Origin of the sequence: Actinomadura graeca (assembly GCF_019175365.1) — a bacterium.
Lineage (GTDB): Bacteria > Actinomycetota > Actinomycetes > Streptosporangiales > Streptosporangiaceae > Spirillospora > Spirillospora graeca.
On the sequence record NZ_CP059572.1, the window covers coordinates 6,853,743 to 6,867,236 of the forward strand.

12 protein-coding genes are annotated in these 13,494 nt (G+C 75.6%); 8 read left to right on the top strand and 4 right to left on the bottom strand.

The window, feature by feature from the left end; translation table 11 throughout:
* Positions 1-37 precede the first annotated feature (37 nt).
* From AGRA3207_RS30430 to AGRA3207_RS30445, 4 genes are read left to right on the top strand one after another with little or no spacing between them, the layout of a single operon-like run.
* Positions 38-2,734, top strand: coding sequence for a sensor histidine kinase (locus AGRA3207_RS30430; protein WP_231330570.1), 2,697 nt, complete (start codon positions 38-40; stop codon positions 2,732-2,734).
* On the top strand, positions 2,731-3,186 hold the full coding sequence (locus tag AGRA3207_RS30435; RefSeq protein ID WP_231330571.1) for a roadblock/LC7 domain-containing protein: 456 nt from the start codon (positions 2,731-2,733) through the stop codon (positions 3,184-3,186). Before AGRA3207_RS30430 ends, AGRA3207_RS30435 begins: the two co-directional genes overlap by 4 nt.
* 1 nt (position 3,187) lies before the next feature.
* On the top strand, positions 3,188-3,628 hold the full coding sequence (locus tag AGRA3207_RS30440; RefSeq protein ID WP_231330572.1) for a DUF742 domain-containing protein: 441 nt from the start codon (positions 3,188-3,190) through the stop codon (positions 3,626-3,628).
* Positions 3,609-4,211, top strand: coding sequence for a GTP-binding protein (locus tag AGRA3207_RS30445; RefSeq protein ID WP_231330573.1), 603 nt, complete (start codon positions 3,609-3,611; stop codon positions 4,209-4,211). The genes AGRA3207_RS30440 and AGRA3207_RS30445 overlap by 20 nt, the downstream gene beginning before the upstream one ends.
* 183 nt (positions 4,212-4,394) lie before the next feature.
* Here AGRA3207_RS30445 and AGRA3207_RS30450 read toward each other — a convergent pair whose 3' ends face one another.
* Entirely contained in the window at positions 4,395-5,105 is a 711-nt protein-coding gene (locus AGRA3207_RS30450) for a cupin domain-containing protein (protein ID WP_231330574.1), read from the bottom strand.
* 254 nt (positions 5,106-5,359) lie between these two features.
* On the opposite strand from AGRA3207_RS30450, the gene AGRA3207_RS30455 reads away from it, so the two are divergent.
* Positions 5,360-7,252, top strand: coding sequence for an elongation factor G (locus tag AGRA3207_RS30455; protein WP_231330575.1), 1,893 nt, complete (start codon positions 5,360-5,362; stop codon positions 7,250-7,252).
* A gap of 15 nt (positions 7,253-7,267) precedes the next feature.
* Here the strand turns inward: AGRA3207_RS30455 and AGRA3207_RS30460 are convergent, their stop codons facing one another.
* Positions 7,268-8,203: an NADP-dependent oxidoreductase gene (locus AGRA3207_RS30460; protein ID WP_231330576.1), complete on the bottom strand. Its 936-nt coding sequence runs from the start codon at positions 8,201-8,203 to the stop codon at positions 7,268-7,270.
* A 118-nt stretch (positions 8,204-8,321) separates the two neighbouring features.
* Positions 8,322-8,906: a Uma2 family endonuclease gene (locus AGRA3207_RS30465; RefSeq protein WP_231330577.1), complete on the bottom strand. Its 585-nt coding sequence runs from the start codon at positions 8,904-8,906 to the stop codon at positions 8,322-8,324.
* 184 nt (positions 8,907-9,090) lie between these two features.
* On the opposite strand from AGRA3207_RS30465, the gene AGRA3207_RS30470 reads away from it, so the two are divergent.
* From AGRA3207_RS30470 to AGRA3207_RS30480, 3 genes are all read left to right on the top strand, one after another.
* Entirely contained in the window at positions 9,091-9,708 is a 618-nt protein-coding gene (locus AGRA3207_RS30470; RefSeq protein WP_231330578.1) for a DUF1707 SHOCT-like domain-containing protein, read from the top strand.
* A 125-nt stretch (positions 9,709-9,833) separates the two neighbouring features.
* Entirely contained in the window at positions 9,834-12,425 is a 2,592-nt protein-coding gene (locus AGRA3207_RS30475) for a hypothetical protein (protein WP_231330579.1), read from the top strand.
* A gap of 8 nt (positions 12,426-12,433) precedes the next feature.
* A complete protein-coding gene (locus AGRA3207_RS30480; RefSeq protein WP_231330580.1) occupies positions 12,434-12,976 on the top strand; it encodes a GNAT family N-acetyltransferase in 543 nt (180 codons plus the stop codon).
* Between the two features lie 285 nt (positions 12,977-13,261).
* On the opposite strand, the gene AGRA3207_RS30485 is transcribed toward AGRA3207_RS30480, so the two are convergent.
* Positions 13,262-13,447, bottom strand: a complete 186-nt coding sequence (locus AGRA3207_RS30485; RefSeq protein ID WP_231330581.1) for a hypothetical protein — start codon at positions 13,445-13,447, stop codon at positions 13,262-13,264.
* Positions 13,448-13,494 lie beyond the last annotated feature (47 nt).

Genomic DNA, 13,494 nt, shown 5'->3' on the forward strand with positions numbered 1-13,494 from the left:
CGGAGGCCGTCCGAGTGAGCATGGTCCGCACGCCGTGATGGCGCGCCGTTTCTCCAGCATCCGGTCGAGGATCATCGTGCTGGTCCTCGTGCCGCTGGTCGCGCTGGCCTCGCTGTGGGTGTTCGTCACGAGCATCACCTACGGGGACGCCCACCTGCTGCTGCAGAGCCGCGAGTTCCAGCGCAAGTCGCTGCTGCCCACCCAGCGGCTCATCGACGGGCTGCAGAAGGAGCGGCGGCTGTCGGTGGCCGAGCTCGGCGGGGCGCGGACGGCCGACCGCGGCGCGATCCGCGCGCAGCGGGAGGCGACCGACGCGGCGCGCGAGGAGGTGGTGCGCGGCAGCCGGGACGGCGGCCTGCGCGGAGCGATCCAGCCCCAGGTCGTCCGGCGGATCGACGCGCTCGTCACGCGGCTCGGCTCGCTGGCGGCGATCCGCCGCGGCGTGGACGACCGCGTCATCGACCGCGCCCGCGCGCTCGGCGACTACTCCGCGCTCATCGACGCGGGCTTCGCCGTCTACAACGCGACCACGCCGGGCAACGGCGCCATCACCGCCGACGCCCGCACGCTGACCTCCGTCGGCCGCGCCCGGGAGTTCCTCGCCCGCGAGGACGCGCTGCTCACCGGCGCGCTCGTGGCGGGCCGCGTCACCGCCGCCGAGCGCGGCGAGTTCGCCCAGCTCGTCGGCGCCCAGCGGATGCTGTACGCCGACACCACGCCCAACCTCCCGGCGGCCGACCAGGCGCGCTACGACGCCATCGCGAACTCGCCGGAGACCACCCGGCTGCGGCTCATGGAGGACCAGGTCATCCGCGGCTCCGAGGCCGCTCCCCGCACGTCGCGGGCGAGCCGTCCCGGCGGCGCGGCCCCGGCGGCGGCCGCCCGCGGGCAGGGCGCCAGGGCGGGCAAGGGCGTCCAGGCGGCCCGCGCGCCGCTGCCGGTCGACCCGGCCGTGTGGCGGTCCGTCGCCGACACCGCGAACGGGCGCCTGTACGGCTTCGAGAACCGGTTCCTGGACGACGTCACCGGACGCGCCCAGGGCATCGCGGTCGGCGTCGTCACGCGGCTGGCGCTCGCCGGGGGCCTCGGCCTCCTCGCGGTCGTGCTGTCCACCTACATCGCGGTGCGGGTGGCGCGGCGGCTGCTGCGCGAATGCCGCACCCTCGCGGGAGGCGTCGTCGACTTCACGCGGCAGCGGCTGCCGCTGCTGGCCGAGCAGGTGCGCGCCGGGGAGCCCGCCGAGCCCGAGCCGGTCCCCGACGTCGAGTACCGGATCAGGGAGATCCGGCAGATCGCCGAGTCGTTCGACCGGGCCCGCGAGGCGGTGCTGCTCGCCGCCGCGGGCGAGGTCGCCGCCCGGCGCGGCATCAGCGAGGTGTTCGTCAACCTCGCCCGCCGCAACCAGGCGCTGCTGCACCGGCAGCTCGCCCTGCTCGACACCATGGAGCGGCGCACCGAGGACCCGGCCGAGCTGTCGGACCTGTTCCGCCTGGACCACCTCGCGACCCGCATGCGCCGCCACGCCGAGGGCCTGGTGATCCTCGCGGGCAAGACCGCCGGCCGCGGCTGGCGCCGTCCCGTCCCGCTGGTGGACGTGGTCCGCGGCGCGGTCGCCGAGGTGGAGGACTATCCGCGCGTCCGCGTCCAGCCGCTGCCGAGGATCGCGCTGCTCGGCGCCGCGGTCGCCGACGTCATCCACCTGCTCGCCGAGGTGGTGGAGAACGCCACGACGTTCTCGCCGCCGCAGTCGCCGGTGCGGGTCAGCGGGCACCCCGTCGCGCACGGGTTCGCGATCGAGGTCGAGGACCGCGGCCTCGGCATGACCGACGAGGCGCTGCGCGCCGCCAACGCGCGGCTCGCCGAGCCGCCGGAGTTCGACCCGTCCGACAGCGCGCAGCTCGGCCTGTTCGTCGTCGGGCGGCTCGCCCAGCGCCACGACATCAAGGTGACGCTGCGCCAGTCCCCGTACGGGGGCACGACGGCGATCGCGCTGATCCCGGGCCCGCTGATCGTGGAGGGCGCCGAGCAGGAGCCGGTCGCGCGCCGCCCCACGGGCCCGATGCCGAGCGTGCCGGCCGCCGCGGCGCCCGCGCTGTCGGCGTCCGCCCGTCCGGCGGCGCGGCAGGACGGCGTCGTCCGCCTGGTCGCCGAGGCGGCCCCCGCCGAGCGGACGGGCGGCGGGCGCAAGCGTCCCGAGCAGGCGCGGCCAGAACCGGCGAAGGCCCCGCCGGAGCCCGCCTCGCCGGAGCCCGCCTCGCCTCAGGGGGACGGCGAGCTGCCGAAGCGCCGCCGTCAGACGCATCTCGCGCCGCAGCTCAAGGAGCGGGTCGACGCGCACCTGGCCGCGCAGGACGGCCCGCCCGAGCCGAAGCCGAGGCCCGATCCGGGCGGCATGATGCCGCTGTCCGCGCCGGTGCCCGCCGACGCCCTGCCCGCCGACGTCCTCCCCGTGCAGGCACCGCCCGCGCAGGCACCGCCCGCGGACGTGCCGTTGGCGGAGGATCCGCTCGCACGGCCTCCGGTCGCGGACGCCGCGTCCGGGGCCGGGGCCGGGGGGACGGGCGCCGCCGGGACCGCTCCACAGGACCGGCCGGAGGCGGGCGACGCGCGCTCGCCCGAGGCGCTGCGATCGAAGATGTCTGCCATGCAGCGCGGCTGGCAGCGCGGCCGCCACGAGGCGGCCGGCGCCGAGGCCGGGCAGAACGACGGCGACCAGGAGGACGACACCCCATGACAGATGCCCAGCACTCCGGCACGGAGGTCCGGGGCGGAGCCGGAGGTGAGCTGAACTGGCTGCTCGACAGCCTCGTCCAGCGCGTCACCCCGGTGCGGAACGCGGTGGTGCTCTCCAGCGACGGACTGCGCATCGCCGCCTCGCGCGGCCTCGCGCGCGAGGAGTCCGACCACCTGTCCGCGGTCGCCGCGAGCTTCCAGAGCCTCGCGCGGAGCGCCGGGGAGTCGTTCGGCGGCGGGCCCGTCCGGCAGACGATCGTGGAAATGGAGTCGTCGTTCCTGTTCGTCACGGCGGCCGGCCAGGGCGCGTGCCTGGCCGTCCTCGCCTCCGGCGACGCCGACCTCGGGATGATCGCCTACGAGATGGCGATGCTGGTCGCCCGCGTCGGGCAGCACCTGTCGGCGAACCCGCGGACCGCGCCGTCCGTCCCGTCCGAGCCGGGTGGCGTGTGAGGTGGACCGCCGACACGGTCCCGGCCGGCCGGGACACGGGCACGGCACGGGCGTGACGGCGTGGTTCGACGACGCCGCCGGCCCGGTCGTGCGGCCCTACGCGCTCACCGGCGGCCGGACGCACTACGAGGGCGCCGAACTGGACCTCGTCGCGCTGATGGTCGCCGCGGACCCGCCCGGGTCCGCCGGGGACCCCCCGCCGGCCTCCGCGTCCCCGTGGGCGCCGGAGCCCGAACATGAGATGATCTTGGAGCTTTGCCGCACACCGTTGTCGGTCGCCGAGATAGCGTCGGACCTGGAACTCCCCCTCGGAGTGGTCCGCGTCCTGCTCGGCGACCTTCTCGATCACTCGCTGATCCAGGTCCGACGCCCCGCGCCGGTGGCGCAGTTCCCCAGCGAGCGCGTACTCAAGGAAGTGATCGATGGAATCCGTGCGCTCTGACGCGGCGGCCGCACCGGGCGACTCCGCGCTGACCGTCAAGATCCTTGTGGCCGGCGGCTTCGGCGTCGGCAAGACCACACTGGTGAGCGCGGTGAGCGAGATCCGCCCGCTGCGCACAGAAGAGGCCCTCACCGAGAAGAGCGTCGGAATCGACGACACGTCGGCGGTGGCCGCCAAGACGACGACGACCGTCGCGATGGACTTCGGCCGGATCACACTGCCGAACGGCCTCGTCCTGTTCGTGTTCGGCACCCCCGGCCAGGACCGCTTCTGGTTCATGTGGGACGAGCTCGCCAAGGGCGCGCTGGGCGCGGTCGTCCTGGTCGACACCCGGCGGCTCGCCGACTGCTTCGCCTCGGTCGACTACTTCGAGCGCCGCGGTGTCCCGTTCATCGTCGGCGTCAACCGTTTCGACGGCGCCGGACGTCACTCCCCCCAGCAGGTCCGCGACGCCCTGGACCTGCCCCCCGACGTGCCCGTGATCGACTGCGACGTCCGCGACCGCGAGGACGCCAAGATGGTGCTCATCACGCTCGTCGAGCACATCATGCGCACCATGAGCGGCCGCCAGGTGGCGTATTGAATGCAATCCCGGCCCAAGCGGGCTCGCCTGGCGGCTCGCCCGCTTGACCGTTCTTGTGCGAGCGCGACATCGCTTCGCGATCATCCCGGTGGGACTCGCCTCCGGCTTCGTCCCACCGGGCTGGTAGCGCGCTCGGTCGGTGGCTGATGCCGTCGCCGGGGCGCGGCGGGGTCTGTGTCGGTGTCAGTTCTGGGCGGCGCGGAAGTCGGTGAAGTCGAAGCCGGGGGAGACCACGCAGCTGACCAGGACCTCCTCCCCGGCGGCGGGGCGCGCCGCCTGCCAGAAACCGGCGGGGACGACCGCCTGCGGGGACTGACCGGACTCCACGTCCGGGCCCAGTGTGATCGTCTCGGGGACGTCCGCCGGGTGGTCGCCGTCGCCCGCCAGCAGCAGCGACAGCGGGCCGCCCCGGTGCCACAGCCACATCTCGGCGGAGCGGACGGCGTGCCACATCGACTCCTCCCCGGGCGGGAGCAGGAAGTAGATGCCGGTGGCGCTGGACCGCTCGCCGGGGTAGCCGCCGGGTGTGAAGCGGACGTCCGAGCGCCACGTCTCGCGGAACCAGCCGCCCTCCGGGTGGGGGAGCAGGTCGAGGGCGCCGGCGGTCGGGGGACGCGTCAGGAACGCCACGTGGCGTCCGTCCGGGCCCCGCCGCGCGTACCGGACGTCGGTCGCCGTCGTCCGGTCGATCGTCCCGCGCGGCGGCGTGAGGCCGGGCTCGGGATCGAGGGAGACGGCGACGACCTGGCCCTCCTCGAACACGTCGTCGGCGATCGCGAGCGCGTCCTCCGCGTCGGGCCGGTCGTCGGGAGCCCACACGGCGCCCGCGTCGGCCAGGACGAACCGCGGCCCGGGCTGGGCCCGCCACGCTTCCAAAGTCGTCAGGAGCAGCACACCCCGAGCCTAGGGCCTGTCCCGGAGTGGCCCCGGCCGCCGCGCGACCGCGCGACCGGGCCGGGGGACAAAGCCGCAGGCGGGTCTCCCGCGCGCGCCCGAAATCCGGTCTGTGAAAAACCGTTTCCCATGGCGTTGCGCCGCTGGGAGCATGGCCGGGTTGTGCCGACCGAGCGTTGGAGGCGAGATGCGGCGGTTCTTCGAAATCTCCCGGTTCCCTGTCAGGACGAGAGCCTTCGAGGACTTCACCGCACATGGCCACCCTCAACCTCGGCATCCTCGCGCATGTTGACGCGGGCAAGACCAGCCTGACCGAGCGGCTGCTGTTCGACACCGGCGCCATCGGGCGGCTCGGCAGCGTCGACGCGGGCGACACCCAGACCGACCGCGGCGAGCTGGAGCGCAGCCGCGGCATCACGATCCGCACCGCCGTCGCGCCCTTCCGCGTCGGCGGGCTGGACGTCAACCTCATCGACACCCCCGGCCACGCCGACTTCGTCGCCGAGGTCGAGCGCGCCCTCGGCGTGCTGGACGGCGCCGTCCTGGTGGTGTCGGCGGTGGAGGGCGTCCAGGCGCAGACCCGCGTGCTGATGCGGACGCTGCGCGCCCTGCGCCTGCCCACCCTCGTCTTCGTCAACAAGATCGACCGGATGGGCGCCGGCAGCGACGGGACCCTCACCGCGATCGGGCGGCGGCTGCCGGGCCGCGCCGTCCCGCTGAACGACGTCCGCGGCGCCGGGACGCCCGGTGCCCGCACCGTCCCGCTCCGCCCCTCGGCGGAGGTCCTCGCCGAGCACGACGACGTCCTCCTGGCGGACCTCGTGGACGGACGGGACCCGGCGCCGGGCGCGGTACGGGACGCGTTGCGCGCGCAGACGGCCGCCGGGCTCGTCCAGCCCCTCTACTTCGGGTCGGCGGTGACCGGCGCCGGTGTCGCCGACCTCCTGGACGGGATCGCGGATCTCCTTCCCCCGGCCGGTGGCGACGCGGCGGGGGAGACGCGCGGCACGGTGTTCGCCGTGGAGCGCGGTCCGTCCGGCGAGCGGACCGCCCTCCTGCGGCTGTTCTCCGGCGGGCTGCGGCTTCGCCAGCGCGTCACCGTCGGCGGGCACGCCGGGCGGATCACCGGGCTGGACGTGGTGGGCCCGTCCGCCCCCCACCTGACCGCCGGGAACATCGGCCGTGTCCGGGGACTCGCGGGGGTCCGCGTCGGCGACCGGATCGGGGCGCCGGTGCGGGCCGTCCCGCCGTTCCACCCGCCGAGCCTGGAGACGGTCGTCCGCGCGCGGCGGCCCGGGGACGCGGCACGGCTGCGCGCCGCGCTGCTCGCCCTCGCCGACGAGGACCCGCTGATCCGGGCGCGGCCCGCGCCCGGCGGCGCCACGTCCGTCCTGCTGTTCGGGGAGGTGCAGAAGGAGATCATCGGCGCCCGGCTGCTCGCGGACGCGGGCGTGGAGGCGGTTTTCGAGGCGAGCCGCGTCGTCTACCTGGAACGCCCGGCCGGGACCGGTGAGGCCGAGGAGGACATGAAATGGCGGCGCCGCACGCCCGACTTCTGGGCCACCGTCGGGCTGCGCGTCGAGCCGGGCGCCGGGGTCACGTTCCGCCGCGAGGTCGAGATGGGGGCGCTGCCGCACGCGCTCGACCGGGCCATCGAGGAGACCGTCCACCGCACGCTGGAGCAGGGCCTCCACGGCTGGCCGGTGACCGGCTGCGCGGTCGTCCTCACCCGGTCGGGGTACGCGGCGCCGCTCAGCACGGCCGCCGACTTCCGGGGCCTCACCCCGCTCGTCCTCATGCGTGCGCTCGCCGAGGCCGGGACGCGCGTGTACGAACCGTGCCACGCGTTCGAGGCGGAGATCCCGGGCGACGCGCTGAGTCCCGTCCTGGCCCGGCTGACCGCGCTCGGCGCCGGTGCCCTGGAACCGGAGCCCGCGCCCGAGGGCTGGACGGTCCGCGGCGAGATCCCCGCGTCCCGCGTCCGCGAGGCCGAGCGGTCGCTTCCCGCGCTGACGGGCGGGGAGGGGGTGTGGTGGTCGCGGCCGTCCGGGGAGCGGCCGGTGGCCGGGCGGCCGCCCGCGCGCGAGCGCACGGACGGCGACCCCCGGGACCGCGACGCCTACCTGCGCCACCTCGCCCGGCGTTAGCCGTGCTCCGGTGACCTAGACCGTGAAGACGATCTTGCCGGTGACGCGGCCGGTCTCGCCGCGCTCGTGCGCCCAGGCGGCCTCCTCCAGCGGGAGCACGGTGTCGATCTCCGCGCGCAGCGCGCCCTCCTCCGCCAGCGCGGCGATCCGCGTCATCGCGGCGAAGTCGGGCTCGACCAGCAGCGCCTCCGTCCGGACCCCGGCCGCGGCCGCGTCCACGGGCACGAGGTCGCGGAGCACGAGCGAAACCAGAATCCCGCCGCGGCGCAGGGTGCGCAGTGAGCGGGGCCCGTAGTCGCCGCCGATCGTGTCCAGGACGACGTCCACGCCCTTGACGGCCTCGGCGAAGTCGACCTCGCGGTAGTCGATCGCCTCGTCCACGCCGATCCCGTGCAGGAACCCGTGCTTGGCGCCACTGGCCGTCCCGATCACGTACGCGCCGCGGGACTTGGCGATCTGCACGGCGAGGTGCCCCACCCCGCCCGCCGCCGCGTGCACGAGGACGCGCTGCCCCTCGCCCACCCCGGCGGTGTCCACCAGCGCCTGCCACGCGGTCAGCGCGGCCAGCGGCAGCGCGCCCGCCTGGACGTGGTCGATGCCCGGCGGCTTGGCGACGAACGTCCGCGACGGCGCCACGACGTACTCGGCGTGCGATCCGCCCCTGAACGGGTAGCGGAGCATCCCGAACACCTCGTCGCCCGGCTTGTGCAGTGTCACGCCCACGCCGGTCGCCTCCACGACCCCCGACACGTCCCACCCGAGGATGAACGGCGGCTCCCTCAGGAACCCCAGCCCGGCCCGGTGCTTCCAGTCGGTCGGGTTCACCCCTGCCGCCCGCACCCGCACGAGCACCTCGGTGGGCCCGGGCTCGGGCCGCTCGGTCTCGACGATCCTCAGCACATCGGGCCCGCCCAGGACGTCCTGGCTCACCGCGCGCATCAGCTCTGGCATCGGAGTCCCCTCTTCTCTCGCCGCCCTCTGGCCGTGCCCCTCAGCCTGCCCGCGCCGCCGGGACTCTGGCAGTGGCGAGACCGTCAACAACCGCAGGGATCCGGCCAAACCGCGGCGGCTACTCCATCTCGGAGAGACGGGAGGGGTCGAACTCGATGGCGAAGGGACGGCCCACGGCGACGGTCTCGCCCGCGCGGACCTTGCCGGTGACGCGGTAGCCGCCGTCCTCCAGCTCCAGCATCGTGACGGTCGGCCGCGGCTCCAGATCGACGAGCCAGTAGTGGGGGATGCCGGTCGCCGCGTACTCGTCGACCTTGCGGACGCGGTCGATCTGCTCGTTGACCGTGCGGGGCGTGACGACCTCGGCGACGAGGATCAGGTCGGGGCCGTAGTAGGTGCGGGTGCGCCGCTCCAGCGCGGCGCGGGCGACGTCGCGTCCGACGGCGAACACGTCGGGCTTGCGGACGCCCGCGGGGGTCGTCACGTCCTGCGGTGCGCCGGCGATGTGGACGTCGGCGTCGGCCTGGCGCGCCGCGTCCTTGAGGACGGTCTTCAGCTGCTCGGCGGCGTGGTCGTGCCACACGTCGCCGGGCAGCTCGTGCAGCCACCCGTCGGCGAGCTCGTAGCGGCGGCCCTCCTCGGGGAGCGCGTCGAGGTCGTAAAGCGTGTACGGGCCGTGCGCGTGGCCGGGCGTGCCGACCATGGACCGTCCTCCTCACCTCGACGTTCTGGCCGCCTCCGAATCTAGTGGACGGGCGTCCGCGGGGGCCGGAACCAAGATCGCGCGTCGGGACGGGACGGCCGGATCCGGGCGAATGTCTCGCGAAACGAGCGAAGGCGAGTTACGATACATCGCGATTCGTCCGCGGTGCGGAGGGGAGAGGGCAGTGAGCGTCGAGCAGCGGAGGACCGGGTCCGGTCTGTGCGCCCCTGAGATCGGCACCCCGGAGATCGGCGTCCCCGATGTGCCCGCGCCCGAGGTGCGCGCCTCCGACCGGGATCGCGACGAGACCCTCGTGGGGTTGCACACGGCCTACGCCGAGGGCCGCCTGACCGAGGCGGAGCTGGACGAGCGCATCGACCTGGCACTGGCCGCCCGGACGCACGCGGAGCTGGACCGGGTCTCGGTGGACCTTCCGCGCGCCGCCGCGCGGCCCGCCTCGGCGCGTCCGGCGAGCCGCTTCCAGATGGCCTACAAGAGCGCCGTCCGCCGCAGCGGCCGGTGGCGCCTGCCCGAGCGGTTCACCGCCATGATCTACAAGGGGCACTCCCTGCTCGACCTGCGCTCGGCCGAGCTGGAGGGGCCCGTCACCACGATCCGCGTCCTGGCCTACAAGTCCACGGTCGAGGTCGTGGTCCCGCCCGGCGTCCGGGTCGAGGCGGGCGGCGTGGGGGTGTCGGCCGAGGTGCACGGCGTCCCCGCGGTGGACGCGCCCGTCATCCATATTCAGGGTTTCGCCTACAAGGGGACGATCGAGGCGAAGGATCGGTTTAGCCGGGCCTGAGGTGATAGAACGCTCCCGCGGCTAAGATCGGCCGCCGTTCACGCCGATGTCCCGACACGGGCCGGTGTGGCGCGGTTTGATGGTGCCATCGACGGTCCAAGGGCGGACCGGGTGAAGGAGCGCGTGTGACGGCGAGGACCCCCGAGCAGGACGAGGCCAGGCCCCCGGCCGAGAACGGGCCCGCCGACTCCCGCCAGGTCCGGCGGCGTCTGACGTTCGGCGTCGCCGGCGGTCTCGCCGGGCTGCCCGCGTCCCTCACGCCCTGGCAGCGCGCCTACGAGGCGTGGAGGTCCGCCGGGCTGGACTGGAGGCACGGCCCCCCGCCCGCCGCGCCCGCGGACACCGTGGTGTCCGCGCAGGCCGCCGAGCCCGTGGCGTCCGCCGGGCCTGTCGAGTCCGAGAGTGCGCCGGTGCAGGCGGAGCGGGCCGCGCCCGCCGCGCGGCCGAGACCGGTACCCGTGGACGAGAAGGTGTACTCGGCCGCCGAGGCGAAGCAGGCGGCGAAGCGGGCGGCGAAGGCGGCGCGGCGGGCGAGACGTCCCGCGAAGCCGGCGCGGACGCGCGGGCTGCGGTCGGGCATCGCGGTCACCGCCGGGCTCGTCCTGGTGGCGGGCGGGGTGATCGTCGTCCTCGGACGGGACGCCGGCGAGCCCGCCCCGCCGCGCCCGGCCGCGGCGGTGACCGCGGACGCGCTGTTCGCGGCCGACCCGGCGGCCGCGTCCGACGGGCTCGTCCAGGACCTCGCGGCCATCGCCGCGGACGGCGCCACGATCGTCGCCGCGGGCACCGAGGGCACCGGTGTGGAGGGAGGGGAACGCGCGGCGTTCCTGCGCTCCGCCGACTCCGGGCGCGCCTGGCGGACGGCGCGGGTCCGCGCCGCCAACGGCACGGAACCGCCGCTCGGCGACCGCCCGCGCCTGCTGTCCGGCGGCGGCGGCGCGTGGCTGGCGCTGGGCCGGGGCACCGCCGGTGCCGTCGTCTGGACCAGCAACGACGCCGGGACGTGGACGCGGCAGCCGCCCGACCCCGCGTTCCGCCCGGCCGACGAGGTCAACGCCCTGACCCGCACCGCGCAGGGGTTCGTGGCCGTGGGCGGCGCGGCGGGGAAGGCGCTGGTCTGGAGTTCGGCGGACGGCCGGGCCTGGCAGCGCGCCGAGATTTCCGGGATCACCGGGCTCGACCGGGTGGCCGCGTCCGGGACCGCCCTCGTGACCCACGGGACCTTCAGCAAGAAGGTCACCCAGAAGAAGCGCAGGAGGAAGGTCACCCGCACCGTCAGCGGCGACGGGCTGTGGCGTTCCGCCGACGGCGGCCGTACGTGGAAGGCCGTGACGGTCCCGCAGGCCCAGGGGTCCTACGGCGCGACGAAGGGCCTGGCCGCCGTGCCGGGCGGGTTCGCGACCGTCCGGGAGGGGCGGCGCACGACGGGACGTAAGAAGCACCGCAAGACGACGCGGTTCGGCGTCGTGTTCACCTCGGCGGACGGCCAGGGCTGGCGGGCCGCGGGCCGGTTCGGCGGCCCCGGCTTCACCGGCGTCGAGCGCCTCGGCGGCGGCGCCGCCGGGATGGCCGTCCTCGTCCGCGGCAAGGAACGCGCGGTGCTGCGCAGCATGGACGGGCGCGTGTGGCAGCCGGGCGGCACGGTCGCGGGACCGCCCGAGGTCAGCGGCCTGGCGGTCGCCGCCGGCGCGGTCGCGGTCTCCGGGCACGAGGGCGGCGACGCCTACCTGTCCGGCGTGGACCTCGCGTCGGTGCCGGGCGCCGTCCACCCCGAGCGGACGATCAGGTCCGTCGCCGCCGCGCCCGGGCGGGTCGTCGCGGTCGGCAGCACGAACGGCACCACGGCCGTGTGGAGCTCGCCCGACGGGCGGCGATGGGCCCGCGCCGGGTTCCCCGGGTCCGGCGGCTGGCTGTCCGAGGTCGCCTACGGCGCGCGCGGGTGGCTCGCCGTGGGCCGCACGTCCGGGGCCTCCCCGGGGCCGCTCGCGATGACCTCACCGGACGGCGCGTCCTGGACGAAGGCCCCGTTCCCCTCGGGCCCCGCACCGGCCGCCGCCACGGCGGGCCCGTCCGGCTACGTGGCGGTCGGGACGGGCGCGGCCTGGCACTCCACCGACCTGGCGGCCTGGAAGCGCTCCGACATCGACGGCAACCCGATGGACGTCGCGGCGACCGCCACCGGATACGTCGCGGTCGGCGGGCGGGAGAAGGCGCCCGCCGCCTGGACCTCCCCGGACGGCCTGAAGTGGACGCCGGTCAACCTCCCCGCGCCTCCTGCGGCGGGTCCCGCGGCACCCGCCTCCGGGTCCGCGGCACCGGGGGGCGCCCCGGCCACCGGGCCGCCGTCGGGGCCGCTGACCGAGGTCGCGGCGCATGGGAACACGGTCATCGCCCTCGGCCAGGGCGCGATGCCGCTGGTGTCCGCCGACGGCGGCGCGACGTGGACGCCGCGCGCCCTCGGCGCCGGGGCGGCCGCGACCGCCGTCGCCGCGACCACGACGGGCTTCGCCGCCGCGGGGACCGCCGGGGGCGACGCCGCCGTGTGGACGTCGCCGGACGGCGTGTCCTGGCGCCGGGTCCCGGCCGCCGGGCTGGGCGGCCCGGGGGACCAGCGCCTCACCGCGCTGACGCCGGTGGGCGGCGACCTGCTGGGCATCGGCACCAGCGCCGACCACCGCGGCGAGGCCGCCCTCCTGTGGCGCGCCGTCGCGCCCTGAGGAGGAGCATGCCCGAGCTCGTGGCGCCGGCCATGGCCGTCCACCGCTCCTACGTCGAGGCGATGGAGGAGTTCCGGTTGGAGGGGCGGGACTGCCCCGGCGACGACGGCGGGATCGGCCGGAAGACCGGCGCGGACGCCGCGGACTGGGCCGATCCCGATGTCTTCGCACGGTTCGTGTGGTCGCTGCGCCTCCAGTCGGTCGAGACGACGCCGCGTCCGGACGGGTTCGTCCCCTCCACGGCACTGTGGTGGGTGGAGGAGAAGGAGTTCCTCGGCGCACTGTCGATCCGGCACCGGCTCACCCCGTGGCTGCTGGACGTGGGCGGTCACATCGGCTACGACGTGCGCCCGTCCGCGCGGCGTCGGGGCCACGGCACGGCGATGCTCCGGGCCGCGCTTCCCGTGGCGGCCGGGCTGGGCATCGAACGCGCGCTGGTCACGTGCGACGAGGACAACGAGGGGTCGCGCCGCATCATCGAGAAGAACGGCGGCGTCCTTGAGGACCGGCGCGGCGTCAAGCTGCGCTACTGGGTCCCGACGGCGCCCTGACGCGCACCGCTCACCGGGGTTTCGTTCCTGGACCTGCTCCTGGACCTGCTCCTGGCCCTGCTCCGGGTCTGCTCAGCCGTTGCAGCCGCAGGAGCATCCCTTCGCGCATGAGCATCCGCCGCTGTGCCCGCAACTGCATCCCTTTGTCGTCATGGGCGGAAAGTAACCCCCGGATCGCGCGCCCGTCTATGACCCGGCGGCGAGGGCGACCTGTCGGCGGGGCTGGAGGTGAGACACGGGCCGCCCACGTGGGGGGAACGCGGCGCGGCCCGTGCCCGTTTCGGATCAGCCGTGGATGTGCAGGTCCACGCCGAGCAGGACGAGGAACCACAGGAAGATCGCCAGCAACGCGCTGCCGACCCGCCGCAGAAGGGACGCGTCGATGTAGTCGCGGTCGAAGGCGACGAAGAGGCCGATGATGATGTAGATGAGGCCGACCAGGCTGATCCCCGGCCGATATCGATGCGCCATGAAGGGCGTCTCCTCCCGTGGGGGGTGTGACGATCGACCGTTGCCCG

What these genes read in the sequence shown, in the direction of transcription:
- AGRA3207_RS30430 (WP_231330570.1), top strand. Translation starts at nt 38, where the DNA reads ATGGCGCGCCGTTTCTCCAGCATCCGGTCGAGGATCATCGTGCTGGTC.
- AGRA3207_RS30435 (WP_231330571.1), top strand. Translation starts at nt 2,731, where the DNA reads ATGACAGATGCCCAGCACTCCGGCACGGAGGTCCGGGGCGGAGCCGGA.
- AGRA3207_RS30445 (WP_231330573.1), top strand. Translation starts at nt 3,609, where the DNA reads ATGGAATCCGTGCGCTCTGACGCGGCGGCCGCACCGGGCGACTCCGCG.
- AGRA3207_RS30455 (WP_231330575.1), top strand. Translation starts at nt 5,360, where the DNA reads ATGGCCACCCTCAACCTCGGCATCCTCGCGCATGTTGACGCGGGCAAG.
- AGRA3207_RS30460 (WP_231330576.1), bottom strand. Translation starts at nt 8,203, where the DNA reads ATGCCAGAGCTGATGCGCGCGGTGAGCCAGGACGTCCTGGGCGGGCCC.
- AGRA3207_RS30465 (WP_231330577.1), bottom strand. Translation starts at nt 8,906, where the DNA reads ATGGTCGGCACGCCCGGCCACGCGCACGGCCCGTACACGCTTTACGAC.
- AGRA3207_RS30480 (WP_231330580.1), top strand. Translation starts at nt 12,434, where the DNA reads ATGCCCGAGCTCGTGGCGCCGGCCATGGCCGTCCACCGCTCCTACGTC.
- AGRA3207_RS30485 (WP_231330581.1), bottom strand. Translation starts at nt 13,447, where the DNA reads ATGGCGCATCGATATCGGCCGGGGATCAGCCTGGTCGGCCTCATCTAC.